Raw genomic sequence first — 24414 nt, forward strand, 5'->3', positions numbered from 1 at the left:
AGTTATGGCTAAGTGGGAAAGGATGTGAGGATCCCAAAACAACCAGGATGTTGGCTTAGAAGCAGCCATCATTTAAAGAAAGCGTAACAGCTCACTGGTCTAAATAAGGGTCTTTGCGCCGAAAATGTAACGGGGCTAAAGCCATACACCGAAGCTTAGGGTTTGCAGCAATGCAAGCGGTAGCGGAGCGTTCTGTAAGCTGATGAAGCCATACCCGTGAGGGGTGGTGGAGGTATCAGAAGTGCGAATGCTGACATGAGTAACGTAAGGGGAGTGAGAGACTCCCCCGCCGAAAGTCCAAGGGTTCCTGCTTAAAGCTAATCTGAGCAGGGTTAGCCGGCCCCTAAGTCGAGGCAGAAATGCGTAGACGATGGGAACCACGTTAATATTCGTGGGCCTGGAGGAAGTGACGGATCATTGAGGTAGTCCAATCTTATCGGATTGAAAGGGCTGCTGCGTGGTTCCAGGAAATAGCTCCTCCTTATAGACCGTACCCGAAACCGACACTGGTGGACTGGTAGAGTATACCAAGGCGCTTGAGAGAACTATGCTGAAGGAACTCGGCAAATTGCACGCGTAACTTCGGAAGAAGCGTGACCCTTTCATGCGCAAGCATGGGAGGGTGGCACAGACCAGGGGGTAGCGACTGTTTATCAAAAACACAGGGCTCTGCGAAGTCGCAAGACGACGTATAGGGTCTGACGCCTGCCCGGTGCTGGAAGGTTAAGAGGAGGGGTGCAAGCTCTGAATCGAAGCCCCAGTAAACGGCGGCCGTAACTATAACGGTCCTAAGGTAGCGAAATTCCTTGTCGGGTAAGTTCCGACCTGCACGAATGGCGTAACGACTTCCCCGCTGTCTCCAGCATAGACTCAGTGAAATTGAATTCCCCGTGAAGATGCGGGGTTCCTGCGGTTAGACGGAAAGACCCCGTGCACCTTTACTATAGCTTTACATTGGCATTCGTAGTGGCATGTGTAGGATAGGTGGTAGGCTTTGAAACCTGGGCGCCAGCTCAGGTGGAGCCACCCTTGAAATACCACCCTTATCACTATGGATGTCTAACCGCGGCCCGTTATCCGGGTCCGGGACAATGTATGGTGGGTAGTTTGACTGGGGCGGTCGCCTCCTAAAGAGTAACGGAGGCGCGCGATGGTGGGCTCAGAACGGTCGGAAATCGTTCGCTGAGTGCAATGGCATAAGCCTGCCTGACTGCGAGACTGACAAGTCGAGCAGAGACGAAAGTCGGTCATAGTGATCCGGTGGTCCCGCGTGGAAGGGCCATCGCTCAACGGATAAAAGGTACGCCGGGGATAACAGGCTGATGACCCCCAAGAGTCCATATCGACGGGGTTGTTTGGCACCTCGATGTCGACTCATCGCATCCTGGGGCTGGAGCAGGTCCCAAGGGTATGGCTGTTCGCCATTTAAAGCGGTACGTGAGTTGGGTTCAGAACGTCGTGAGACAGTTCGGTCCCTATCTGCCGTGGGTGTAGGAATATTGAAAGGATCTGTCCCTAGTACGAGAGGACCGGGATGGACGGATCTCTGGTGGACCTGTTGTGGCGCCAGCCGCATAGCAGGGTAGCTATATCCGGACGGGATAACCGCTGAAGGCATCTAAGCGGGAAACCCACCTTAAAACGAGTATTCCCTGAGAACCGTGGAAGACGACCACGTTGATAGGCCGGGTGTGGAAGAGCGGCAACGCTTGAAGCTTACCGGTACTAATAGTTCGATCGGCTTGATCGTTCTCATTCCTAATGCCCATCGTGAACACGATGGATGGCACAGAAAGCAGCTTCTCGAGCAACGTGCGTTTTGCCGACCTGGTGGTTATGGCGGAGCGGCTGCACCCGATCCCATTCCGAACTCGGCCGTGAAACGCTCCAGCGCTGATGGTACTTCGTCTCAAGACGCGGGAGAGTAGGTCGCTGCCAGGTCTGCCAAGCGCACGTTGTTTAATCTTCTCCTTACGAACAGGCCCGCCAACGGGACTCCGGGCCGCGCAAGCGGCCCTTTCATTTGGCGGAAGCTTGAATTCGGTGAGCCAAGGCTTACCTTTAGGGTTGACGCGGGGTGGAGCAGCCCGGTAGCTCGTCAGGCTCATAACCTGAAGGTCACAGGTTCAAATCCTGTCCCCGCAACCAAAAACGAAAACGGCCCGCCTTGTGCGGGCCGTTTTCGTTTTGATACCACCCCTGCACAAAATGCATCGAACCCCGGTAGCCCTACGGCGCCGGGTTTTTGTTTTGGGGCGTGCTGCCAAACACCGGAGAGCACCGCGGGCGGGACGGAGTTTCACGTCCTCGCCGGCACCCGAATGTGCTGCATGGATACAGCTCTCTTCTCGTCGATCCATCCTGATTTTGCAGACGCACACGAGGCCGCCAACCGATGGACCTATCCTTTTGCGTGCTGCAAGGGCGATCCTGAGGATGGAGACCGCCAAAGAATTCCTTACGCTGCAGTGAAGACTCGACCGAACGGCTTCGTGGTAACTCTCTACCCCGGCGACCACCACCGGATCACCACGGAGGAAGACGTGAACTGCTTTTTCGCTCCTCCTGAAGGAGTTTGATTTCTAAAGCGGAAGGTCCGGAAGGGGTCGATAGTGTTGAAACCCCATCGGTTATCCGCCAATAACGGACAGAATCGAGTTCGCGCCAAAAGCTCAAGAGCCACGCGGCAACGAACTATTCCGGCGGCTTGATGCGGAAGATCGAGTTGCCGGAGATCCATAGCGAACCATCTCCATAACGGATACCGTCGCCTAGGTACACTCCGAATGGGCGCTTGAACTTGCCACTGAACGAGTTCGTATTCGGGTCAATGCGAATGACCGGGACGAGTATCGTTGATACCCAGACAAAGCCGCCTCCGGCTGCTATATCTCCGCCCTTTCCGGCGGCGTCAGCCTCGATGGTGGCGAGAAGCTCACCGGTTTTGCCATCGATCCGCTGGACGGTTCCGTCGCCCTGATTGAGGACCCAGATCGATCCTTCGCCGGACGTCAGGAACCGCGGCTCTGGGTTGAGAGCAGTTGTCGTAACGATCTGATTCGTTTTCGGATCGACACGGTACAATTCACTCTTCGCAGTTCCTGTAACCCAGACGGACCCGAAGTCTGCGACTACGCCGGAGCTGGCAGATGGCAGCGGTACCTTCGCGACCTCGTTCCCAGTCTGAGCATCATAGCGAGCCAGGATCTGGCCATTGCTACCGGTGACGGCCCATACGGCACCTTCACCGACTCCGATGCTACCTTCGCTGTCGAATAGGAGGGACGGTATTTGCAGGACGATTTTGTTTGCGTGCGGGTCTACCTTGTAGATTGTCTTGCTGCCGACATCCGGCACCCAGACGGCGCCCTCGCCGACGGAAATCCCGCGGTAACTGCCGACAGCCCCCTCAATGGGAATGTCGGCAACAGAGTTGTCGTCTGGATTGATCCGAACAAGCTTACGGCCACTCATCATCCAGAGAGAGTCAAAACCGAAGGCTAAGAAATCGCCGCCACGCTCTATTGTCGCTTCTATGAGCACCTCAGGGGGTTTTTCGGGAGCTGCCGGAGTTGCCCAAGCCGAAGCTGCTATCGAAAAAGCGATTGCGTATGTTGCTGTTTGGATTCCCATTTGCCCCTCCATCAGGGGAATTCCACCTCGCCGTACTGGCTCTGGTCATTCCAAGTAGCGGCCAACCGCAAGCCCCCCTGGCATCACGGCTACGATGGTTGTGTTCAAGCGTCTTTCGCTTGGTGCGGCCGGCTAGCTAGATCATATACTTTGGACGGCAGCACCGGAAGCCGAAACGCTCCGAGGCCTTGCGGAGGGATCCGACAGCATCCAGCTCTCAGGCGCCAGGAGTTTCGAACTCTTTCGGTTTGGAAAGACGCTCCTTCTTGGAAATGAGCATACGTCGCACGCCCTTAGCCAGGCCACTCGGCGGCTGGTTCATAGTACACGTACCGACATCGCCGCTGCTGAAATGAGTGTAAGAAGTACGCGAGAGAGAAGCTCAGCATTTCTTGTCGGTATCTCTTCAGCCGCGCAGTTCCCGATGAGGATCATGGCGCCGATCGCTACCGTGCTTTCAGCCCGGCTTAACGGGCTTACCAAAGGCAGGCCCTCCTTGCTTCTTCTCGCCACCGCTCATCCCTTCCTTTTGAGAGCGAGCGGTGGCTCCAGACGAAGCAGGCGGTGAAGAATTCGGGAGACTTCCGAACGGCGGGAGGAGGGGACTTGTAAACTTCTTTAGGAATCAAGTGGTTACATGGTATAAGAAAACGTGCGTTGGCCACGAATCAGGCGCACAAACTCGCACAAATCTTCGCACAAATATTATGACTACCGATCTTTTGATTTAAATTTCAATTACTTAAGTAATTGGCTGTCCGACTCATAACCTGAAGGTCACGGGTTCAAATCCTGTCCCCGCAACCAAATACGAAAACGGCCCGCCTTGTGCGGGCCGTTTTCGTTTTGATATCGAACCCCGGTAGCCCTACGGCGCCGGGGTTTTTGTTTTGGGGCGTGCTGCCAAACACCGGAGCAGCGCGCGCGGGGACGGAATTCCACAATCTCGCCGACACCTGAATGTGCTGCATGGATGCGGCTCTAGCCGGCATCCCGGTTGGTCAAGGCGATGTGGCAGCAACCGGAACCGTGCCCCGGCGTCCAGGTGACGTTGTCGAAGCGCACTCCGGTGGCCTCGAACAGGCCACGGTCGAAGGCGCCGGCGATGCGGCAGAGCGTGGCGAGCTTCTCGTTGCCGACGCCGGCTTCGACCCAAGCGTCCTTCAGCGGACAGCGCCTGACCTTGAAGGCGATGCGGTCCGGACCGCGTTCGACGTCGGTCGGATAGATGCGGCCGCCATCCGGGCTGACGGCGAGGAACGCCTCGCCGATTGCCGGCGCGTCGTTCGGACCGAAATCGGCGAAGGCCGCCGCCGCAACCTCCTTGCCGCGCCGATCGATGGTGCGGATCATGATCGCCTCAGCCCTTTCCGCGCCAACTTCCGCGGTTAGCTCGTCGAGCAACAGACGATAGAGATCGGCGCGGTTGCGGAAGGCGGAATCGAGTTCGCGCGACAGTTTTTCGGCTCGGGCTTCGGCGTGGGTCATGATGCGTCCTGTTCGATCCTTGACAGTCTCGGCGCTGCCGCCACCAGCGCCTTGCCGACCGCGGATTGCGGCGCGTCGATGACGGTGCGGGCATCGCCGCTCTCGGCAATCCGCCCGGCGTCCAGAATGGCGATGCGGTGGGCGATGGCACGGACGACACCGAGATCGTGCGAAATGAACAGATAGGCGATGCGCTCCTCGCGTTGAAGGTCGAGCAGCAGCCGCAGGATCTGCGCGCGCACCGAAACGTCGAGCGCCGACACGGCCTCGTCGAGCACGACCAGCGACGGTTTCGTGGCGATGGCGCGGGCGATTGCAACGCGCTGGCGCTGACCGCCGGAGATTTCGTGAATGGCGCGGCCGGCGAGACCGGTGCTGAGGCCGACGCGTTCCAGCAGAGCTGCAATACGGCGCGGGCGCTCGGCACGAGAGGCGATATGATGAATGCGCAAGGGGTCGTCGAGCACACGCGCCACCGTGGCGCGCGGGTTCAAGGCGGCGAGCGGATCCTGAAACACCATCTGCAGACGAGCGCGCCGGTCGCGCAAGGCAGCGCCGTTCAGCGACAGGAGGTCGCTGCCTTCAAATTCGACCTGGCCAGCGTCGGCTTCGATGAGCCGCAGTATGAGCCGAGCTATCGTCGACTTGCCGCTGCCGGAAGGTCCGGCCAGCGCCAGCGTCTCGCCGGGTTCGATGTGGAAGGAAACGTCGTCGACCGCGGCGATGGTCTTGCCGCCGCGACCGTATCGTTTGGTCAGGCCGGAAACGGCCAGCAGAGGACTGGTCATGTTCGCTGCAGCAGCGGCTCGGCGTCTAGGCCGAGATTGGCGTCGAGCAGCGCCCTTGTGTATGCGTGACGCGGCGCACTGACGATTTGGGCGGTCGAACCGAGCTCGAGCAGCTCGCCGTGCCGGAACACCGCGATGCGCTCTGCAAGCTCGGCGGCCAGCGCGATGTCGTGGCTGACGAACAGCAGCGTCATGCCGTCCTCGGACACTAGTCGCCGGATCAACCCGACGATCTCGGCCTGCACGATGTCCAGCGCGCTGGTCGCCTCGTCGGCGATCAGCAGTTTCGGCCCGGCCGCAATCGCGGCGGCGATCGCCACGCGCTGCTTCTGGCCGCCGGAGAGCTTATGTGGGTAGGCCCTCAGGGCGGCATCGGGATCGGGCAGACGGACGCGTTCGAGCAGGGTTTTCGCCCTGGCGTAGGATTGCGACCAGCCGAGGCCGAGATGCGTGTAGGCGACCTCAGCGATCTGCATGCCGATTGGCATCACCGGGTCGAGGCTGGCGGATGGATCCTGGAAGATGAAGCCGACGTCACGGCCGCCGATTGGAGCATGGTCGCGAAGACTTGCAGGTTGACGCAAGAGCCAATCGATGCGGCCTTCGATCCTGGCGGTGGCCGGCAGCAGCCCGGCAATGGCCAGCGCCAGCGTGCTCTTGCCCGAACCGCTTTCACCGATGATGGCAAAGCGCTCGCCGGCCGTGATGTCGAAGCCGACATTCTTCAGCGTCGCCACCTCGGCGCCGTCGCGGCGATAGGTCACCGTCAGATTGCGGATCGAAGCAAGCGCCGTCACGACAGGCTCCTCCTCATCGCCGTGGTCTCGACGACGCCTTCGCCGGCGAGATAGACGCCGAGCACGGTTAGCACGAGCGCTACGCCCGGAATGATCGACAGGAAGGGCGCGGTGCGCAGCACGGCGCGGCCTTCGGCGATCATGCCGCCCCAGGTAACGCGGTTGGGGTCGCCGAGGCCGAGAAAGGACAATGCCGCTTCGGTGAGAATCGCCGCGGCGACGATCACCGACGACAAAGCCAATACCGGCGGCAATGCGTTGGGCAGCACCTCGCGAAAGGCGATCTCCAGCGGATGCATGCCGATGACGCGGGCGCCGGCAACAAAATCGCGCTCGCGGATCGACAGCACTTCGGCCCGCGCCACGCGTGCCGGTCCGGTCCAGGCGCCCAGTGCGATCGCCGCGACGACGACGCCGAGCGACGGCCCGACGATGCTGACGAAAGCCAAAGCCAGCAGGAAGGCTGGGACGGTCTGGAAAGCGTCGGTGATGCGCATCAGCACCTCGTCGACAAGGCCGCCGGCAAAGCCGGCCACCGTGCCGATCACGGCGCCCACGGCAAGGGCGGCGGCGGCTGTTGCCAGCCCGACCGCCAGCGAGGTGCGGGCGCCGTGGAAAAGCTCGGCAAGTACGTCACGGCCGAGGCGGTCGGTGCCCAGTGGCAGCGACCAGTCCTGGAATGGCGGCAGCAATGCCGGCCCGGCAATCGCCTGCGGATCGCCGGGAAAGAGCAAGGGCGCGGCGAGCGCCACGGCGAACAGCGCCACCAGAATGACCGCCCCGGCGACTGCTTCCGGGGTCCGGAGAAAGCGGCGAAGCGGGCTCACGCGCCGGCCTCACTGGCCCCGACGCGCGGATCGAGGAAGGCGTAGGCGATGTCGACGAGAAGGTTGATGATGACGACCAGAACGGCGCTGACGAGAATGATGCCGAGCAGCAACGGCGTGTCGCGCGCGGCCACCGCTTCCTGCGCCAGCCGGCCAAGGCCTGGCACGGAAAAGACGCTTTCGATGACGACGCTGCCGCCCAGCATTTGCGCGGACTGCAGGCCGAGCATGGTGACCAGCGGCAACAGCGCGTTACGGGCGATGTGAGCGAGCACGATGCGGCGACGGGAAAGTCCCCTGGCGCGGGCGGCCAGCACAAAATCCTGTCGCCACACCTCGGCCATACCGGCGCGCATCATGCGCAGATAGAGCGCGAGATAAATGAAGCCGAGCGCCGAAACCGGCAGGACGAGGTGGCGGGCGATATCGGCGGCGCGATCGAGGCCGGTCCTGGCCGAGGCGATACTCTCGATGCCGCCGATCGGCAACCAGCGCAGGTCGACGGCAAAGACGACGATCAACACAAGCCCCAGCCAGAAACCCGGCACGGCATAGAGCGCCAGCGAACCTACGGACAGGAAGCGGTCGCGAAAGCTGCCGGGCCTGGCGCCGGCATAGATGCCGAGCACCGAGCCGAGACCGAAGGAGAGCGCGGTGGCGCTGCCCATCAACAGCAGCGTGTTGGGCAGGCGCTCGAGCATGATATCGCGGATCGGCCGCGAAAAGGTGACCGATTGGCCGAGATCGAGATGCAGCAGCGCCCAGAGGTAGTTGGCCAGTCGCGTCAGCTCGGACTGGTCGAGGCCCCAGCGATGGCGCAGCAGTTCGATCATGCCGGCGTCGCCGCCGGTCGACACGATATAGGCATCGACCGCGTCGCCGGGAGCGGCTTCGAGCAACAGGAAGGTGCCGATGACGACAATCAGCAGCACGAAGATGCTGCCGACGAGACGGCGGCGAAGGAGGATGAGAGCGCGGCTCATGGCGGCGCCGGGTGCTTGGCGATGCGCCGATCAAGAGAAATGCCGCGCCTGAGCACCTCCCTCTGTCCTGCCCTCTTTGCCACAACTTGGCATCTCCCCCTCAAGGGGGGAGATCGGTAGTCACTCGCCGTGGCGCCAATCGCAAACATCGTTGACGGAAGGGCCAGCGTCAAAGCAAACCAATCTCCCCCCTTGAGGGGGAGATGTCCGGCAGGACAGAGGGGGGTATCGTCGAGCACGGACATTACCAACTTCACCTATTGGCGAAGGTCAATCTCAATCTACCCGCAGCTTACCCCTCCAGCCAGGTGTCCGCCCAGTTCGATACCGCCCAGCGCGGGTTGTTGGCGATGTTCTTGACCGTGTCACGTGCGACGCTGATGAAGCTCCATTCGGCGACGTTGATCAGTGGCAGGTCGGCGGCGACTTTTCTTTGGAACTCCTTGTAGAGTTCGGTGCGGGCGGCGGTGTCGAGCGTCTCCGATGCCTTGGCGATCAGGGCGTCGAGATCGACGTTCTTGTAGCCACCCTGGTTGGAGAAGGGCACGCCGTCGGGAATGCCGCTCTGCACCAGGATGGTGGTCGAGATCGCCGGATCGCCGCGGAACACCGGCGGCCCGACCGCAAGGTCGAAGGCGTGGTCGGTGTAAACAGCCTTGATATGCGCGGCCGAGTCGTTGTTGACCAGCTGGGCGTCGATGCCGATGGCGGCGAGCGCCTGGCGCAGATAGTCGCCGAACTGCTTGGTCTCGTTGAAATAGGGCGCCGGCAGCAGTTTCAGCGAAAAGCGCTTGCCGTCATCGCCTCGGCTGTAGCCGGCCTCGTCAAGCAAGGCGTTGGCCTTGGCGACGTCGAAGGCGTAGGTCGGCACGTCGGCGGTGTAGAACTGCGGGTCGTTTTTCGGCACCGGGCCAGTGGCGGTCGCGGCATAGCCAAGGAATACCGTCTTGACGACGAAATCCTTGTCGATGGCGTGAGCGATCGCCTGGCGTACTTTCAGGTCGGCCAGCTCCTTGCGGCGATGATTGATCTCGACGACGAGCTGATAGGTCAGCCCTTCATAACCCTTGGTGATCACCTTGAGACCGGGCACTTTGGAGATGCGGTCGAGATCGGCCAGGGGCACGGCGGAGAAGGCGGCGAGCTGGATCTCTTCGGCTTCCAGGGCGCTGGCCGCCGACGTGCGGTCCGGCAGCACCTGATAGATGATCTCGTCGAGATAGGGCTCGTCCTTGCCCCAATAGTCGGTGTTCTTCTCCAGCCGGTAATATTCGCCGGGCTTGTATTCGGCAAATTTGAACGGTCCGGTGCCGACCGGGGCGTTGTTGGCCGGGTTGTCCTCGATCTTTCCGGTCTCGTAGATGTGCTTGGGCACCACGCTGCTCAGCGCCGGCAAGGCGTTGCGGATCAGCTGGAACGGGGTCGGCTTGGCGAATTTGAACACGGCGGTGACTTCGTCCGGCGTGTCGACTGCCTCCAGATCCTTGAACACGGTGCGGCCGAGATTCTGCAGCGGCTTCCAGACCTGCAGCGCCGAGAAGGCGACATCGGCTGAGGTGAAGGGCTTGCCGTCATGCCATTTGACGCCCTCGCGCAGTTTGAACGTCACCGACAGGCCGTCGGCGGCACCTTCCCAGCTGAGCGCCAGCCGTGGCTCGAGCCCGTCCTTGCCGCCGAAGGAGGCCTCGGCCAAGGTTTCCACGATCTTGCTCGAAATGAAGAAGACGCCGTTCGAGGCGACAATCGCCGGATTGAGATTGCGCGGCTCGGAATCAGCGGCGACAACCAGTCGTCCGCCCTTTCTCGGCGTCTGCGCCGAGCCGATCGTCGGCATGGCGGTAGAGGCCAGCAGCAATGCCGAACCGGCCAGCATCGTACGTCTGGAAATGGTGAACTCTGGCATGATCGAACTCCGTCCTCTCCGCGGACCCGGCCGGGTCCGCCGTACCCCTCGGACGCTCGTAAGCATCCTGCAAAGCTGATTATGGGCCTTGTCCGGGGTTTCGCCAGAGACGGAATTGGCGCATCCCCACGTGGCTTTGAAATTTCCGTCCGCTGGACCAGTTATACAGAAACGGTTCGATGCGCGGTTCTGGCAAGACCAGACTGGAGTAAAGTGCAGCAGGTGGAGCAGCTTTTGGGGCTGGTTCGCCCGTTCTGGCTGGACCAGATCGGGCAAAATGATGCAGATTTAAGCATAGCCGAGGATCAGAGCCGGAAAAGCCGGTGCCGGCGAGCGGCCGGCTAAGGGATTTCAGGGAGAGAGACATGAACATTGCCCCAGGCAAGAATGCCGTCGGCAGCGTGCCGTTCGACCAGGCCAGGGTGGACGGGCTGATGGAGGAAGCCGGCATCGACGTGCTGCTCGCCACCTCCAAGCACAACACGCAATATCTGCTTGGCGGCTACAAGTTCATCTTCTTCGCCGCCATGGATGCAATCGGCCACAGCCGTTATCTGCCTGTCGTCGGCTATGAGAAAGGCGGGCCGGAGCATGCCGCCTATATCGGCAACCGCATGGAGGGCGGCGAGCACCAGAACCATCCGTTCTGGACGCCGACACTGCATGCCGCCTGCTGGGGTACGCTCGATGCCGCCAATCTGGCGGTCGAGCATTTGCGAAAGATCGGCAAAGACAATGCCCGCATCGGCATCGAGCCCGCCTTCTTGCCGTCCGACGCCTATATGCTGATCCGCAAGGCGCTGCCGGATGCCAAGCTGATCGACGCGACTGATATGCTGGAGCGCATGCGGGCAATCAAAACCGAGGCGGAGCTGGAGAAGCTGCGCATCGCCTCCGAGCTGATCACCGATTCTATGCTGGCGACCATTGGCTGGGCACGCGAAGGCACGACGAAGAGCGAGATCATCGAACAGCTTAGGCGCGAGGAAACCAATCGCGGCGCGCATTTCGAATATTGCCTGCTGACGCTAGGCTCCAGTCACAACCGTGCCGCCTCGCCGCAGGCGTGGAAGAAGGGCGAGGTGATGTCGATCGACTCCGGCGGCAACTACCACGGCTATATCGGCGACCTCTGCCGCATGGGCGTGCTGGGTGAGCCTGACGCCGAACTCGAGGATCTACTAGCCGAGATCGAGACAGTGCAGCAGGCGGCCTTCTCCAAGGTCAAGGCGGGCACGCTGGGCGGTGACATGATTTCTCATGCCGAAGGCGTGCTGAAGAAATCCAAGGTTGCGGCCTACACTGATTTCTTCGCGCATGGCATGGGGCTGATCACGCATGAAGCGCCGTTCCTGATGACCAACCATCCGGTGACCTATGAAGGCACCTATGCCGCAAAGCCGCTGGAGAAAAACATGGTGCTTTCGGTTGAGACGACCATGCTCCACCCGACGCGCGGCTTCATCAAGCTGGAGGATACGGTGGCGGTGATCGATGCCGGTTACGTCATGTTCGGCGATCGGGGCAGGAGCTGGAACAGGGGCGGGGGTTAGGCGCTTTTATCTCACTTCCCGCCCGGCGGGATCAACCCGAAATCCGGCAACTCCCGCAAGGCCAGTTCCGGCCCGGCCGGCGAGTAAACGACGAAAAGCTGCATCGGCCCGTCGCCGGTATTGAGCGTCGAATGGAAGCGGCTTTCCGGCACATAGATGGTGCAGCCGGGGCCGACCTTCTCGACGACCGGGTTGCCCTTCTCGTCTTCAACCATCTGCTCGCCATTGCCTGAGATGACAAAGATGATCTCCTCGGCACCCGGATGGTTATGACGCGTATGGCCCTTGCCTGACGGCAGGTCGACGACACCACCGGAAAATCGCTTTGCGCCGTTCACTTCGGGAGCGACCGTCAGCGACAGCCTGCCCCAGTCGAAGCCGAAGGCGCTGACATCTTTTGGGTATACGAATACCTTGCTGTTGTCGGTCATCGTCCCACCCTTCTTTTTGCTGGTCTCTACGCAGCGCCGAACGTGACGGCCTTGAAATCCGCCGTCTGCCTGGCGATCGAGGCTTCCGCCGGCAGCCGCTCCATCGAACTGGCGCCATAGAACCCGTGCAGGCCCTTGCAGCGCTCCAGAATATATCTGGCGTCGTCCGGCATCGAGATCGGCCCGCCATGGCAAAGCAGGATTATATCCTCGCGCACTGAGCGTGCCGCTTTGGCGATGGCGTCGATCTCGCTGACACAGTCGTCCAGCGATTTAGCCGATGTCGCGCCGATCGAGCCGCCGGTGGTCACCCCCATATGGGCGACGACGATGTCGGCGCCGGCTTTTGTCATGGCGCGCGCCTCATCGGGGTTGAAGACATAGGGCGTGGTCAACAGGTCGAGTTTGTGCGCTTCGGCAATCATGTCGACCTCGAGCCCGAAGCCCATGCCGGTTTCTTCAAAACTCTGCCGCATCTGGCCGTCGAACAGTCCGATGGTCGGAAAGTTCTGCACGCCGGAAAAGCCCATCGTCTTCAACTCGGCCAAAAGCAGCGGCATGATGACGAAGGGATCGGTGCCGTTGACGCCGGCCAGCACCGGCGTCTTCTTCACTACCGGCAGCACTTCGTAGGCCATTTCCTTGACGATCTCGTTGGCGTTGCCATAGGCGAGCAGGCCGGCGGCCGAGCCGCGCCCGGCCATGCGGTAGCGGCCGGAATTGTAGATGATGATCAGGTCGATGCCGCCGGCTTCCTCTGCCTTGGCCGACAGGCCGGTGCCGGCACCGCCGCCGACGATCGGAACGCCGTCCGCGATCATCTTACGGAATTTCTCCAGGATTTTCTTGCGCGGTATGGCGGTCATGTCTTGGTGTCTCACTGTCTGGCGATGTCGAGGAAGGCCGTTGTGGCAGCCCAGGCGAATTCGGGGTCGTTGATGTGCAGCGGCAGGCGCAGCACGCTCCGCGTTTTGGCGGGTTTGATGGTACGCTCGATCGCCTCGAACAAAGCTGCATCGGCTTCAGGGTCGAAGAAGGCGCCGCCTTCGATGTCGAGCGCCGACACGCCTTTCTCCGGAATGAGGAAACGGACCGGACCCTGGCAGAGGCTCAGCCTTGTACCGATCCATTCGCCGATCGTTCTGCTTTCGTCGGCAGTGGTGCGCATCAGTGTGACGTTTGGATTGTGCTCATAGAACAGCCGGCCGCGATAGCGTTCCGGAATTGTCGGCGGCGCCCAGAAATTGACCATGTCGAGCGCGCCGACCGAGCCGACATAAGGCAGCCCGGTGCGGGCGATGGCACCAAATCGATCTTCGGTCGCCGGCAGCACGCCGCCAAACAGCAAGTCGCAGACTTCGGTCGTTGTGATGTCGATGACGCCGGACAACAGGCCGCTGTCGGCCAATTTTTCCATGGTGCGGCCGCCGGTTCCGGTGGCATGAAAGACCATGCAGTCATAGGTGGAACGAAGCTCATCGGCGATCGCGGTCACGCATGGCGTGGTGACGCCGAACATGGTCAGGCCGATCGAGGGTCTGCCGTCGGCCGGCGGCGCCGGCTTTGCCGCCATGCCTGATATCGCCTGGGCGGCATTGTGCAGCACGACACGCGAAAGCCGGTTGAGGCCGGCCATGTCGGTCACCGACGGCATCATGACGATGTCGGAGACGTCGACGTAAGGCGCGGTGTCGCCGGAGGCCAAGGTCGAAACCATGATCTTGGGCAGACCGAGCGGCAGCGTGCGCATGCCTGCAGTGATGATCGAGGTGCCGCCGCCGCCGCCGATGCCGATAATCCCGGCAATATCGCCGCGCGATTGAACAAACCGGGCAAAGGCGGTGGTCATCGCCGCCACCGCGGTGCCGCGATCGTCGATGCCGAGCACGGCACCGCGACCCTCGGGATGGTGGCTGGCGACCTCGCCTGCCGAAACATCGACCGGCACGGTCGCGCCGCGTGTTCCGATGTCGACGCGGACAATCGAAGCGCCGGTAGCCGCGACCGCATCGGACAGAAATGCGAGTTCCTCACCCTTGGTGTCGGCGGTGCCCACCACATAGATGCGCTTCATCGCGTTTCCCCGGTCTTGGGCGTGCTCGGCGCTGCCGCCCCTTTGCCCGGCCGTTCGACGGGCGAAGGGCCATTGCAATTTTTTGAGACGCGCGTATCGTATTGACATGGATGTCTCACGTCAACAAGCGACAGTGAACGACGACGCCGGCCAAGGGCCGAACCCGCGGGTAGAGCGCGGGGCCCGCGCGCGCACCAGGCGTCTCATGCTGGAGACGGCGACAAAGCTGATGCAGGCGGGCGCCACGCCCTCCGTCAGCGAGGTGGCGGAGGCAGCGGAAGTCTCCCGCGCCACCGCCTATCGGTATTTTCCGAGCCAGGCGGCGCTGGTGCAGGCGGTGGTCGATGAGGGGCTTGGGCCGATCCTTACCTGGAAATCGAGCTCTGCCGATCCCGAGCGCCGGGTCGCCGAGCTGTTCGAGACCGCCATGCCGCGCATCGAGGTCTTCGAAGCGACGTTCAAGGCGGCGCTGAAACTGTCGCTCGACCAGTGGGCGCAGCGACAGGCAGGCACGCTTGACGGCGAACCTGCCTTCACGCGCGGCCATCGCGTCGATCTTTTGAAAGATGCGATCGCGCCACTCAAAGGCCGGTTGCCGCCGCGCGAATTCAAGCGGCTCGCGCAGGCGCTGTCATTGATCTTCGGTGTTGAGATGCTGATCGTATTGAAGGATATATGGGGATTGGATAGCCGCAGTATGATGTCGGTTGCGCAATGGGCGGCCGGCGCTCTGGTGCGCGCGGCTATGACCGAATCGATGATTGAAGGAGATGGGATCGCGCCGACGTCGGCCGCTAGATAACGCCAATCTGGTTCGACCAGATTTTCAACCTGACTATTCATACTACTAGCGATGCAGCGGCCCAAGCAAGGCATTCATGTATCAAGGAGTAGGAAAATTCAGAGAAAACAGGCAGATATCGCAGAAACCAACTTGTCTGCGTGTCCGCCACCGTCCAAGAAAGGGCTTGACGTTCGTCTGAAATTGGTAATACCAGATCAGGGCAAATAAAGCGGATCAAAGGGTGAAGGCTAAGATCCGTTTCGGTCGAACGAGGAGGCTCAAAAACCGGAACGGTGCCGTCACGGGAGGACTACCAGGGCCGGCCTCGCCGCCGGCTCGCATGACGCGGTAGAATGCGCACAAGGGAGGAAATCATTATGCGCAAGACAATGACCAGCTTGCTTGCTGGTATCGGCCTAGTGCTCGCCTGCGGAACGTCCGTCTACGCGCAGGAAAAGGAACTTACAATCTTCTGGGCGGAATGGGATCCGGCCAATTACCTGCAGGAACTCGGCAACGAGTACGAGAAGGAAACCGGCGTCAAGATCACGGTGGAAACCACACCGTGGCCCGACTTCCAGACCAAGGCCTTCACCGAGTTCAACGCCCATGGCGACGCCTATGATATGGTCGTCGGCGACTCGCAATGGCTCGGTGCCGGCTCGACCGGTGGCCACTATGTCGACCTGACCGACTTCTTCAATAAGCACAAGGTCGGCGACGTTATGGCACCGGCGACGGTGAAGTACTACGCCGAATATCCGGGCGGCAGCAGCAAGTACTGGGCCATTCCACTTGAAGGCGACGCCGTCGGCTGGTCCTACCGCAAGGACTGGTTCGAGGATCCGAAGGAAAAGGAAGCCTTCAAGGCCAAGTATGGCTACGATCTCGACGTGCCGAAGGATTTCAAGGCGCTGCGCGACATCGCCGAGTTCTTCTACCGGCCGGACCAGAAAAAATACGGCATCGCCATCTACACCGACAATTCGTATGACGCGATGGCGATGGGCTTCGAAAACGCGCTGTTTTCCTTTGGCGGCGAGCTGGGTGATTATAAGACCTACAAGGTCGACGGCTTCATCAACTCCGACAAGGCGATCGCGGCGCTCGACGCCTACAAGGAACTCTACAAGTTCACGCCTCCGGGCTGGGCCAAGTCGTTCTTCGTCGAGGACAACCAGGCGATCACTGAAAACCTGGCCGCGATGAGCATGAACTACTTCGCGTTCTTCCCCTCGCTGATCAACGAGGCGTCGAACCCGAATGCCAAGAACACCGGTTTCTTCGCCAATCCTCCCGGCCCGAACGGCGACCAGTTCGCCGCACTCGGCGGTCAGGGCATCTCCATCGTTTCATACTCGCAGAAGCAGGAAGAGGCGACGAAGTTCCTGGAATGGTTCATCAAGGACGAGACCCAGAAGAAATGGGCAGCGCTTGGCGGCTACACCTGCAGTGCCGCCGTGCTCAAGTCGCCCGAATTCCAGAACGCCACGCCCTACAACAAGGCGTTCTACGAGACCATGTTCAAGGTCAAGGACTTCTGGGCGGTTCCGGAATATGCGGAACTGCTGCAGCAGCTCAACCAGCGCATCTATCCCTACATGATCGGCGGCGAAGGCACCGCCAAGGAGACGCTGGACGCACTGGCAGCCGACTGGAACGCGACCTTCAAGAAATACGGCCGCGGCCAATAAGTTTGAAGTTTCACGGAGGGGGCGTTCGTGCCTCCTCCGTTTCTTTTTCTGATTTTTGAACCGGGAGCAGGGTCTTGGCGACCACGATGATCACCACGCTGGACAGGTCTTCGCGGGCCGCCGCTCGCGGTCTAAGCGACATTTCGATCCGCAATCTCTTCATCATCCCGACGATCCTGTTTCTGATCGTCTTCAACATCTTCCCGCTGATCTATTCGCTGGGCTATTCGTTCACCGATTTCCGCGCCTCGACCAGCGCGGCGGCGAATTTCGTCGGGCTGCAAAACTATCGCGACCTGCTCAGCGATCCCTATGTCTGGTCCAACTTCGCCATCACCGCAAAATACGTCATCATCTCGGTCGCCGGCCAGCTGCTCGTCGGCTTCGGCGTGGCCATGCTGCTCAACCGCGACATTCCGCTCAAGGGCCTGCTGACGACGCTCCTGTTGTTGCCGATGATGCTGTCGATGGCCGTCGTCGGCCTGTTCTGGAAGCTGCTCTACGATCCGTCCTTCGGCATCATCAATTATGCGCTGGGCCTCGGCACCTTCGAATGGCTGTCGGATCCGAAAATGGCGCTCTATGCGGTCGCGCTGACCGACATCTGGATGTGGTCGCCCTTCGTCATGCTGTTGTCGCTGGCCGGCCTGTCGGCCGTGCCCAAGCATCTCTACGAGGCAGCCGCGATCGACAGGGCCGGGCCGTTCTACACCTTCTTCCGCATAACGCTGCCGCTGGTTGCGCCGATCCTGATGATCGCGGTCATCTTCCGCACCATGGAGGCGTTCAAGACCTTCGACCTCGCCTACATCCTGACCAGCCAGCCGACGGCCGAGCTGATCTCGATCCGGCTCTACAAGATGGCGTTCCAGGAATGGCAGACCGGGCGTTCCTGCGCGCTCGCCTACATCGTGCTGATCATGGTGCTGGCGATCACCAACATCTATGTCAAATACCTCAACAAGGTGAAGGAGCGCTGAGATGGCCGCAGTCCGCACTTCTTCCGAAATCAGCTTCAACCGGGTCGCTATCGTCGCTGTTCTGCTGGTGACGATCATCTTCCTGGCGCCGATCTACTGGATCGCCTCGACGGCGTTCAAGCCGCGCAACCTCGCCACCACCATTCCGCCGACGGTGGTTTTCCAGCCGGAGATATCGCCCTTCGTCAAGTTGTTCACCAAGCGTTCGCAGCTGCGCAGTCCGCCGTCGCCGGAGGAGTACGCGGCCGCGCCGTGGTGGGAGCGCGTCGTCTTCAATGGCGGCGAAAAGATCGTGCGCGACGGCAAGGGCCAGGTGCAGTGGTCGGGCTATCCGAGCCGTTTCATGAACTCGCTGATCGTTGCCATAACCTCGACCGTCCTGGCCGTCGGCATGGGCACCTTCACCGCCTATGGGTTCTCGCGCTTCAAGGTAAAAGGCGAGGCGGACCTACTGTTCTTCATCCTGTCGACACGCATGCTGCCGCCGGTGGTCGTCGCCATTCCGATGTTCCTGATGTACCGGGCGGTCGGCCTCAACGATTCCCATATCGGCCTGATCATCCTTTACACTGCCTTCAACCTGTCCTTCTCGGTGTGGCTGATGAAAGGCTTCATGGACGAGATCCCCAAGGAGTATGAGGAGGCGGCCCTCGTCGACGGCTATACGCGCATGGAGGCCTTCTTCAAGATCGTGCTGCCCGAGGCCGCCACCGGCATCGCCGCCACCGCCGTGTTCTGCTTTATCACGGCGTGGAACGAATATGCCTTCGCACTGATCATGACCAGCCGCCGTGCCCAGACAGCACCGCCCTTCATCCCCAGCCAGGTCGGTTCCGGCCTGCCGGACTGGACGGTGATTGCCGCCGGAACCTTCCTGTTCCTGCTGCCGGTGGCGATCTTCACCTTCCTGCTCCGCAACCATCTGCTGCGCGGCATGTCGTTTGGAGCGATCCGCAAATGAGCTTTCGTGCCATCAACCAGAAATATCTCGAACCAGGCTCTCAAGTGCTGATGGTGCTCGGTATCATCGCGCTCTGCCAGCCGTGGAACATGCTGCTGCACAGCTATGGCGTGACCATCATCCTGATCGGCCTGATCGGCTTCAACATCACCTCCAAGATCGCGCCGGAGGAGAAGGCCAGCACCGGGCAAGGGGCAAATCCGGGGGCACAGCATTGACCCAGATCGAGCTTCGCGGCGTCCAGAAATATTTCGGCGCCGTCCAGGTCATCAAGGACCTCAACCTGAAGATCGACGATAACGAGTTCATCGTGCTGCTCGGCCAGTCGGGCTGCGGCAAGACGACGACGCTCAGGGCGATTGCCGGGCTGGAGACGATCGACGGCGGCGACATCCTCATCGACGGCAAGCCGGTCCAGCACCTCAAGGCCGCCGACCGTGACATCGCCATGGTCTTCCAGTCGTTCTCGCTCTATCCGCATATGAGCGTCTATGAGAACATCGCCTTTCCGCTGAGAGCGACGCGCAAGAGCAAGGCCGAGATCGACAGCGAGGTGCGCTCGGTCGCCAAGACGCTGCAGATCAGCGATCTCCTCGCCAAGAAGCCGTCGGCGCTGTCGGGCGGCGACATGCAGCGCGTGGCGATCGGCCGAGCCTTGGTGCGGCGGCCGAAGGCGATGCTGATGGACGAGCCGATCGGGGCGCTCGATGCCAAGCTGCGCGAGGAGATGCGGGCCGAGATCAAGCGGCTGCACATCAAGCAGGGCTCGACCAGCATCTACGTTACCCACGACCAGATCGAGGCGATGAGCCTCGCCGACCGCATCGTCATCATGCATGAAGGTGTGCTGCAGCAGGTCGGCTCGCCGGACGAGGTCTATTCGCATCCAGCGAATCTTTTCGTCGCGCAGTTTGTCGGCAGCCCGGTGATGAACGTCGCCGACGCTTCGGTGACCGAGAAAGCCTCATCGGCCTCGGTCACGGTCGGCGATGCGGCCGCCGGTTTCGAATTCCCGCGCGCCTTGCTGTCGAAGCTCAACGGCCATGCCGGCAGCCAACTCGCGCTCGGCATCCGGCCGGAAGGCGTCCTCGTCCGCCGCGAAGCCGCCGAGGGATTCTTGCCGGTGGAGACGCAGATCGTCGAGCCGCTCGGGTCCTTCGACATCGTCGACCTCAAGGTCGGCTCCAAGATGCTGCGTGCGCGCACCAAGAGCGGCTTTATCGGCGGCCCCGGCGAAAGGGTCTTCGTCAGAATCGATCCCAGCCAGGCGCATTTCTTCGACACGGCGAGCGGCAAATCGCTGGGAGTGAGACTCTGATGGCCCACATCCAGCTCAAGAACATCTCGAAGAAGTTCGGCAACCACACCGCCTTGACCGGGCTTGATCTCGACATCGCCGATGGCGAGTTCTTCGTCCTGCTTGGCGAGACCGGCGCCGGCAAGACGACGACGCTGCGCATGATTGCCGGCCTGGAAAAACCGAGCGAAGGTCAGGTCTTCATCGACGGCGTCGATGTCGCAGACTGGGGTGCGGCCGAGCGCGACGTGGCGCTGGTGTTGCAGCAATATTCGCTTTATCCGCGCTATACGGTGCGCGAAAACCTCGAATTTCCGCTGAAGCCGAAGATCCGCCGGCTGCCCGATGCCGAGATCAAGGATCGTGTCGACCGCGCCGCCAGGACGCTGCGGATCGAGCATCTGCTCGACCGCAAGACCGACAGGCTTTCAGGCGGCGAGATGCAGCGCGTCTCGATCGGTCGCGCCATCGTGCGCAAGCCGCGGGTATTCCTGATGGACGAGCCGTTGTCGGCGCTCGACGCCAAGTTGCGCGAGGCGCTACGCACCGAATTGAAGAACCTGCAGATGCAGCTTGGCGCCACCTTCCTGTTCGTGACGCACGATCAGATCGAGGCGATGTCGATGGGGGACAAGGTCGGCGTGCTCAACCATGGCCGCATCGTCCAGACCGGCACGCCGTACGAGATCTACAACAATCCGCGCGACACCTACGTGGCGAGCTTCGTCGGCTCGCCGCCGATGAATCTCATCGACGGCAAGCTTGTCAACGGACGTGCGGTGATGGCGCCGCTCAATTTCGAATTGCCGTTTGCGGGGGGTGCCAAGACTCCGGGGGGTGCCAAGACGGGCGCGGCGACCGACGGTCGCCCGCTCGTCTTCGGTATTCGTCCCGAGGACGTCTATCTCGAGACCGGCGCGCCGGTCGAGGCGCGGGTCCATGACGTCGAGAACCATGGCGTCGAGAAGATCCTGACGCTGCGGGTCGGCGACGCCATGCTGCGCGCCACCGTGCCGGCCAGGACCGACGTCCAGATAGAGCAGCCGGTGCGCTTTGCCTGGAACCCGGACAAGGTGGTGCTGTTCGACAAGGGCAGCGGAATAAGCCTGCGTCACGCCAGCTAAATGCCCTGGGCCATCCGCATCCCCCGTACGGGGGATGCGGATGCTCCGATTTGTCGAGTAGGCTGATCCTTCGGTCCCAAAAAGGGATTTGCACGCCCAATTTGGAGACCCAAATACGGAGGGTTGGCTATGGGAAATCTGTTACGCAGTTTTGCGACGATCCTGCTTGTCGCCGGTATGGGATTGTCGGCCGCGCATCTGGGCGAGGCGCAGGCAGCCAAGAAAGTTGTCGCCGGCGCGCAGGTCGACGCCAAGAAGATCAAGGACCTCAGCGGCGCGGTCAATCTGTCCACCAGTGACTGCAAACTGTTGTTGAGCGGTACCGTCGTCGAAGTCTCGGATGGCAGGTGCGGGGCTTCCGGCAAATATTGCAAGAGTAGCGCCGGCTCGGCCTGCATCACCGAGCAATAACCCGGCCAATGTTTAGCCGGCCTGGCGGATCTCCGCCTGTTCCTCGGCCCGAAAATGGCTGGGCGGCGATCCGATGACCCGCTTGAAGGCGCGGCTGAAGGAGGCGTCGGATTCGTAGCCGAGGCGCGCCGCGACGACGGAAATCTTGAGCCGGTCACGGACCAGCCATTGCCTCGCCTGGTGCATCCGCACCTGCGTGACGTACTTTGCCGGTGTTTCGCCGACAATGGTCGCGAAGCGCTCGGCGAAACCTGATCGCGAGGCACCCATCATCTTCGCCAGAGCCTCCACCGTCCAGTCGCGGTTCGGTTCGAGATGGATTGCGGCCAGCACCCGGCCGATCTCGCGGTCCCTGACCGCCGCGATCCATCCGGAAGAGTCGCCGCAGCCGCGCTCGACCCATGAGCGGATGACGGTTGCGGCAAGCACATCGGCCAGCCGCGCCAGGATGCCGCCGGAGCCGACGCGTTCCATCGTCACCTCGCGGGCCATCGCCTCCAGCAAATGCGGGATACCTGGCTCATAGACCTCCAACTCATGTGCGCGCATCACGTCCGGCATCATGCCGAGCAAGGGGTGCAAGCCATCGAGATTGAAATACATGCTGCCGAAAAACAGCAAGGTGCCCGGACGGCAGCCGGGCACGCCGTCATTCGACATGCAATAGACATCCTTGCAGATTTCCTCGACCTCATAGCCGTGGATCGGCGCCGCCTCGATACCCGGCTCACTCGCCAGCGTGTGGGCTGAACCGCGTGGCAACAAGGCAGCGTCGCCCGCCTTGAGTTCCACCCATTCGCCGGACGGTTGCAGCAACCAGCAGCCTTTGCGGCCGATGAAATGAAACCGTGCCGCCGCCTGAGCCGGAAAATGGATGCCCCAAGGTTCCTTCATCTCGCAACGGCCGTAATCGACACCTTCGAGACGCAATCCGCGCAATATGTCCGTCAGCGGATCGCCGGTGAGGGGAATTTTGGACGAACTGTCAAACATAATGGTGTTTCTAGCATGGAAACTCCAGCTAGTCACTCCCTATGTTGCATTGCAGCTAGATGCTGCGCTGCAACAGACCGGAGATCCCTCATGACCGAACCCGCGACAGGCGTCATGGACGCCGTTCTCGACCCATCGGAAACCGGCGAACGGTCCGAACCGGCATGGGGGGCGGTGGTCTCCCTGGCGCTCGGAGTCTTCGGCCTGGTGACCGCGGAATTCCTGCCCGCCAGCCTGCTGACGCCGCTTGCGCAGGATCTCGGCATCACCGAAGGCGCCGCCGGGCAGGCGGTAACGGCCACCGCCGTCATTGGCGCGATCGCGGCGCCGACCATGGCCATTGTCACCAAGCGGCTGGACCGCAGGCTGGTCATGTGGGCGCTGACGGTGCTGCTTGTGCTGTCAAACCTGGTGGCCGCGTTTGCATCGTCGCTTCCCGTTCTTCTGATCGCCCGCATCATGCTCGGGATCAGTCTTGGCGGCTTCTGGTCGATGTCGGCAGCCATGGCGATGCGGCTCGTTCCGATGCGGCTGATGCCGCGTGCCATGTCGATCATCCTCACCGGCGTCTCGGTGGCGACGGTCTGTGCGGCTCCGGTCGGCGCCTATGTCGGCGACATCTGGGGATGGCGGACAGCGTTCATGATCGCTGCCGTGGTCGGCGCGCTGGCGCTGCTGGTGCAGGTGGCTACCATTCCGAAGCTGCCGCCGGCAGGTACGGCAGGTTTTCGCACGCTGCTGGAGGTGATGAAGCGGCCGATGATCAGGGTGGCACTGCTGGTGGTGTTGCTGGTCGCCTCGGGACACTTTGCCGGCTTCACTTATGTCCGCCCGTTTCTCGAGAAGGTGCCCACGCTGGACATCGAGACGATCTCGCTTGTGCTGCTCGCCTACGGCATTGGTGGCTTTTTCGGCAATTTCGCCGGCGGCTTTATCGCCGAACGCAGCCTCAAGGCAGCCGTCAGCCTGGCGCCTCTGCTGATCGCGTTTTCGGCGGTGTTGCTGCTGGTGGTCGGAGCCTCACCCGTGGTGGCTGCAATAGCAGTGGCCAGCTGGGGCTTTGCCTTCGGCGCGGTGCCGGTCGGGCTGCAGACCTGGCTGGTGCGGGCCGCCCCCGATCAGGCGGAAAGCGCCGGCGGGCTGATGGTTATGACATTTCAGGTCGCCATCGCGTTGGGCGCCGTCTTCGGCGGCCTGCTGGTCGACAATGCCGGCGTTGCCAGCGCCTTCGCCTATTGCGCGGCGGCGACGTTGCTTGCCGCCCTGGCGGCGTTCTTCCTTGGCCCGAAGCCGATCGACGATCCCAAGGCCTAAACTGAACGGCCGTCGAAGTCGAAGACCGGCACGGCGGCGACGTCCAACGCCTCGATGCAATGAATATTGATATAGGCACTTCGCCCGCTCCCTTCGCCGACATCCTCGGCGAAGGGGTGAATGCCGCAGATGCGGCAGAAGCGGTGGGCGATGACATGGTTGCCGAAGCTGTAGCGGCCGAGATCATCGCCCCAGGCAAGTACCCGCATGCTCTCATGCGGCACTGCCCATAGCAGTGCACTCTTGCGCGAGCAGATCGAGCAATTGCACCGAACGGCTCCGGTCAACTCGCCTTCGACCTCGAACGCGACCTTGCCGCAGTGGCAGCTGCCTTGGTAGAGCATCGGGCCTTCCTCCTTCGGTTCGACAGGTGCAAATC

Annotated in this window: 23 protein-coding genes, 1 tRNA gene and 2 rRNA genes (1 of these 26 cut by a window edge); 14 read left to right on the forward strand and 12 right to left on the reverse strand. The window is 61.6% G+C overall.

Annotated features, from left to right (window positions below; translation table 11 throughout):
- The 4 genes from NKH23_RS04740 to NKH23_RS04755 all read left to right on the forward strand — a co-directional run.
- Nucleotides 1–1750 (forward strand): 23S ribosomal RNA (locus NKH23_RS04740) (it extends 1049 nt beyond the left edge of the window).
- Between the two features lie 76 nt (nt 1751–1826).
- Nucleotides 1827–1941 (forward strand): 5S ribosomal RNA (rrf, locus tag NKH23_RS04745).
- Nucleotides 1942–2071: 130 nt separating this feature from the next.
- Nucleotides 2072–2148, forward strand: a tRNA-Met gene (locus NKH23_RS04750).
- 182 nt (nt 2149–2330) lie between these two features.
- Nucleotides 2331–2579, forward strand: a complete 249-nt coding sequence (locus NKH23_RS04755; RefSeq protein ID WP_352910492.1) for a hypothetical protein — start codon at nt 2331–2333, stop codon at nt 2577–2579.
- A gap of 115 nt (nt 2580–2694) precedes the next feature.
- On the opposite strand, the gene NKH23_RS04760 is transcribed toward NKH23_RS04755, so the two are convergent.
- From NKH23_RS04760 to NKH23_RS04790, 7 genes are all read right to left on the reverse strand, one after another.
- A complete protein-coding gene (locus tag NKH23_RS04760; protein ID WP_353034284.1) occupies nt 2695–3633 on the reverse strand; it encodes a Vgb family protein in 939 nt (312 codons plus the stop codon).
- Nucleotides 3634–4614: 981 nt separating this feature from the next.
- Nucleotides 4615–5121 carry an L-2-amino-thiazoline-4-carboxylic acid hydrolase gene (locus tag NKH23_RS04765; protein ID WP_352910496.1) on the reverse strand — a complete coding sequence of 169 codons (507 nt, stop codon included), beginning with the start codon at nt 5119–5121 and terminating at the stop codon, nt 4615–4617.
- On the reverse strand, nt 5118–5909 hold the full coding sequence (locus NKH23_RS04770; RefSeq protein WP_352910497.1) for an ATP-binding cassette domain-containing protein: 792 nt from the start codon (nt 5907–5909) through the stop codon (nt 5118–5120). The genes NKH23_RS04765 and NKH23_RS04770 overlap by 4 nt, the downstream gene beginning before the upstream one ends.
- Entirely contained in the window at nt 5906–6706 is an 801-nt protein-coding gene (locus NKH23_RS04775; RefSeq protein WP_353034287.1) for an ABC transporter ATP-binding protein, read from the reverse strand. The genes NKH23_RS04770 and NKH23_RS04775 overlap by 4 nt, the downstream gene beginning before the upstream one ends.
- Nucleotides 6703–7533, reverse strand: a complete 831-nt coding sequence (locus tag NKH23_RS04780) for an ABC transporter permease (protein WP_352910502.1) — start codon at nt 7531–7533, stop codon at nt 6703–6705. The genes NKH23_RS04775 and NKH23_RS04780 overlap by 4 nt, the downstream gene beginning before the upstream one ends.
- Nucleotides 7530–8516 carry an ABC transporter permease gene (locus NKH23_RS04785; RefSeq protein ID WP_352910504.1) on the reverse strand — a complete coding sequence of 329 codons (987 nt, stop codon included), beginning with the start codon at nt 8514–8516 and terminating at the stop codon, nt 7530–7532. The genes NKH23_RS04780 and NKH23_RS04785 overlap by 4 nt, the downstream gene beginning before the upstream one ends.
- A 292-nt stretch (nt 8517–8808) precedes the next feature.
- The gene (locus NKH23_RS04790) at nt 8809–10419 is read right to left on the reverse strand and encodes an ABC transporter substrate-binding protein (RefSeq protein ID WP_352910506.1); all 1611 of its coding nucleotides are present in this window, start codon (nt 10417–10419) and stop codon (nt 8809–8811) included.
- 365 nt (nt 10420–10784) lie between these two features.
- Here NKH23_RS04790 and NKH23_RS04795 point away from each other — a divergent pair, with 365 nt between their 5' ends.
- Entirely contained in the window at nt 10785–11972 is a 1188-nt protein-coding gene (locus NKH23_RS04795) for a M24 family metallopeptidase (protein WP_353034290.1), read from the forward strand.
- 11 nt (nt 11973–11983) lie between these two features.
- On the opposite strand, the gene NKH23_RS04800 is transcribed toward NKH23_RS04795, so the two are convergent.
- Genes NKH23_RS04800 through NKH23_RS04810 form a run of 3 tightly spaced genes read right to left on the reverse strand, consistent with a single transcriptional unit; the run spans nt 11984 to nt 14477 of the window.
- The gene (locus NKH23_RS04800; protein ID WP_352714076.1) at nt 11984–12403 is read right to left on the reverse strand and encodes a cupin domain-containing protein; all 420 of its coding nucleotides are present in this window, start codon (nt 12401–12403) and stop codon (nt 11984–11986) included.
- A 26-nt stretch (nt 12404–12429) separates the two neighbouring features.
- A complete protein-coding gene (locus tag NKH23_RS04805) occupies nt 12430–13269 on the reverse strand; it encodes a phosphoenolpyruvate hydrolase family protein (protein WP_352714075.1) in 840 nt (279 codons plus the stop codon).
- Nucleotides 13270–13280: 11 nt separating this feature from the next.
- On the reverse strand, nt 13281–14477 hold the full coding sequence (locus NKH23_RS04810; protein WP_352714073.1) for a Tm-1-like ATP-binding domain-containing protein: 1197 nt from the start codon (nt 14475–14477) through the stop codon (nt 13281–13283).
- Nucleotides 14478–14583: 106 nt separating this feature from the next.
- On the opposite strand from NKH23_RS04810, the gene NKH23_RS04815 reads away from it, so the two are divergent.
- The 8 genes from NKH23_RS04815 to NKH23_RS04850 all read left to right on the forward strand — a co-directional run bounded on the left by NKH23_RS04815 (nt 14584) and on the right by NKH23_RS04850 (nt 21728).
- Nucleotides 14584–15279: a TetR/AcrR family transcriptional regulator gene (locus NKH23_RS04815; RefSeq protein WP_352714071.1), complete on the forward strand. Its 696-nt coding sequence runs from the start codon at nt 14584–14586 to the stop codon at nt 15277–15279.
- 359 nt (nt 15280–15638) lie between these two features.
- Nucleotides 15639–16955 carry an ABC transporter substrate-binding protein gene (locus NKH23_RS04820; protein WP_023722314.1) on the forward strand — a complete coding sequence of 439 codons (1317 nt, stop codon included), beginning with the start codon at nt 15639–15641 and terminating at the stop codon, nt 16953–16955.
- Between the two features lie 74 nt (nt 16956–17029).
- The gene (locus NKH23_RS04825) at nt 17030–17935 is read left to right on the forward strand and encodes a carbohydrate ABC transporter permease (protein WP_023722315.1); all 906 of its coding nucleotides are present in this window, start codon (nt 17030–17032) and stop codon (nt 17933–17935) included.
- Between the two features lies 1 nt (nt 17936).
- Nucleotides 17937–18896 carry a carbohydrate ABC transporter permease gene (locus NKH23_RS04830; RefSeq protein WP_352714069.1) on the forward strand — a complete coding sequence of 320 codons (960 nt, stop codon included), beginning with the start codon at nt 17937–17939 and terminating at the stop codon, nt 18894–18896.
- The gene (locus NKH23_RS04835) at nt 18893–19114 is read left to right on the forward strand and encodes a hypothetical protein (protein WP_352714068.1); all 222 of its coding nucleotides are present in this window, start codon (nt 18893–18895) and stop codon (nt 19112–19114) included. Before NKH23_RS04830 ends, NKH23_RS04835 begins: the two co-directional genes overlap by 4 nt.
- On the forward strand, nt 19111–20214 hold the full coding sequence (locus tag NKH23_RS04840; RefSeq protein WP_352714066.1) for an ABC transporter ATP-binding protein: 1104 nt from the start codon (nt 19111–19113) through the stop codon (nt 20212–20214). Before NKH23_RS04835 ends, NKH23_RS04840 begins: the two co-directional genes overlap by 4 nt.
- Nucleotides 20214–21317, forward strand: a complete 1104-nt coding sequence (locus NKH23_RS04845) for an ABC transporter ATP-binding protein (protein ID WP_352714064.1) — start codon at nt 20214–20216, stop codon at nt 21315–21317. The genes NKH23_RS04840 and NKH23_RS04845 overlap by 1 nt, the downstream gene beginning before the upstream one ends.
- A 129-nt stretch (nt 21318–21446) precedes the next feature.
- Nucleotides 21447–21728: a hypothetical protein gene (locus NKH23_RS04850; protein WP_352714061.1), complete on the forward strand. Its 282-nt coding sequence runs from the start codon at nt 21447–21449 to the stop codon at nt 21726–21728.
- A 12-nt stretch (nt 21729–21740) separates the two neighbouring features.
- On the opposite strand, the gene NKH23_RS04855 is transcribed toward NKH23_RS04850, so the two are convergent.
- Nucleotides 21741–22721 (reverse strand): AraC family transcriptional regulator, encoded by a 981-nt coding sequence (locus NKH23_RS04855; RefSeq protein WP_352518055.1) that lies wholly within the window; start codon nt 22719–22721, stop codon nt 21741–21743.
- A gap of 90 nt (nt 22722–22811) precedes the next feature.
- Here NKH23_RS04855 and NKH23_RS04860 point away from each other — a divergent pair, with 90 nt between their 5' ends.
- Complete coding sequence (locus tag NKH23_RS04860; protein WP_352469246.1) at nt 22812–24035, forward strand: MFS transporter; 1224 nt, start codon at nt 22812–22814, stop codon at nt 24033–24035.
- Here the strand turns inward: NKH23_RS04860 and NKH23_RS04865 are convergent.
- Entirely contained in the window at nt 24032–24379 is a 348-nt protein-coding gene (locus tag NKH23_RS04865) for a GFA family protein (RefSeq protein WP_353034292.1), read from the reverse strand. The two genes, NKH23_RS04860 and NKH23_RS04865, sit on opposite strands and share 4 nt — an antisense overlap.
- Between the last annotated feature and the right edge of the window lie 35 nt (nt 24380–24414).

The organism is Mesorhizobium sp. M1328, assembly GCF_040318075.1.
In the GTDB taxonomy this organism is placed as follows: Bacteria; Pseudomonadota; Alphaproteobacteria; order Rhizobiales; family Rhizobiaceae; genus Mesorhizobium.

Coding starts and splice junctions, on each gene's coding strand:
- NKH23_RS04815 (WP_352714071.1), top strand. CDS start 14,584: ATGGATGTCTCACGTCAACAAGCGACAGTGAACGACGACGCCGGCCAA.
- NKH23_RS04860 (WP_352469246.1), top strand. CDS start 22,812: ATGACCGAACCCGCGACAGGCGTCATGGACGCCGTTCTCGACCCATCG.
- NKH23_RS04830 (WP_352714069.1), top strand. CDS start 17,937: ATGGCCGCAGTCCGCACTTCTTCCGAAATCAGCTTCAACCGGGTCGCT.
- NKH23_RS04805 (WP_352714075.1), bottom strand. CDS start 13,269: ATGACCGCCATACCGCGCAAGAAAATCCTGGAGAAATTCCGTAAGATG.
- NKH23_RS04835 (WP_352714068.1), top strand. CDS start 18,893: ATGAGCTTTCGTGCCATCAACCAGAAATATCTCGAACCAGGCTCTCAA.
- NKH23_RS04760 (WP_353034284.1), bottom strand. CDS start 3,633: ATGGGAATCCAAACAGCAACATACGCAATCGCTTTTTCGATAGCAGCT.
- NKH23_RS04770 (WP_352910497.1), bottom strand. CDS start 5,909: ATGACCAGTCCTCTGCTGGCCGTTTCCGGCCTGACCAAACGATACGGT.
- NKH23_RS04790 (WP_352910506.1), bottom strand. CDS start 10,419: ATGCCAGAGTTCACCATTTCCAGACGTACGATGCTGGCCGGTTCGGCA.
- NKH23_RS04800 (WP_352714076.1), bottom strand. CDS start 12,403: ATGACCGACAACAGCAAGGTATTCGTATACCCAAAAGATGTCAGCGCC.
- NKH23_RS04765 (WP_352910496.1), bottom strand. CDS start 5,121: ATGACCCACGCCGAAGCCCGAGCCGAAAAACTGTCGCGCGAACTCGAT.
- NKH23_RS04795 (WP_353034290.1), top strand. CDS start 10,785: ATGAACATTGCCCCAGGCAAGAATGCCGTCGGCAGCGTGCCGTTCGAC.
- NKH23_RS04820 (WP_023722314.1), top strand. CDS start 15,639: ATGCGCAAGACAATGACCAGCTTGCTTGCTGGTATCGGCCTAGTGCTC.
- NKH23_RS04845 (WP_352714064.1), top strand. CDS start 20,214: ATGGCCCACATCCAGCTCAAGAACATCTCGAAGAAGTTCGGCAACCAC.
- NKH23_RS04785 (WP_352910504.1), bottom strand. CDS start 8,516: ATGAGCCGCGCTCTCATCCTCCTTCGCCGCCGTCTCGTCGGCAGCATC.
- NKH23_RS04810 (WP_352714073.1), bottom strand. CDS start 14,477: ATGAAGCGCATCTATGTGGTGGGCACCGCCGACACCAAGGGTGAGGAA.
- NKH23_RS04850 (WP_352714061.1), top strand. CDS start 21,447: ATGGGAAATCTGTTACGCAGTTTTGCGACGATCCTGCTTGTCGCCGGT.
- NKH23_RS04855 (WP_352518055.1), bottom strand. CDS start 22,721: ATGTTTGACAGTTCGTCCAAAATTCCCCTCACCGGCGATCCGCTGACG.
- NKH23_RS04755 (WP_352910492.1), top strand. CDS start 2,331: ATGGATACAGCTCTCTTCTCGTCGATCCATCCTGATTTTGCAGACGCA.
- NKH23_RS04865 (WP_353034292.1), bottom strand. CDS start 24,379: ATGCTCTACCAAGGCAGCTGCCACTGCGGCAAGGTCGCGTTCGAGGTC.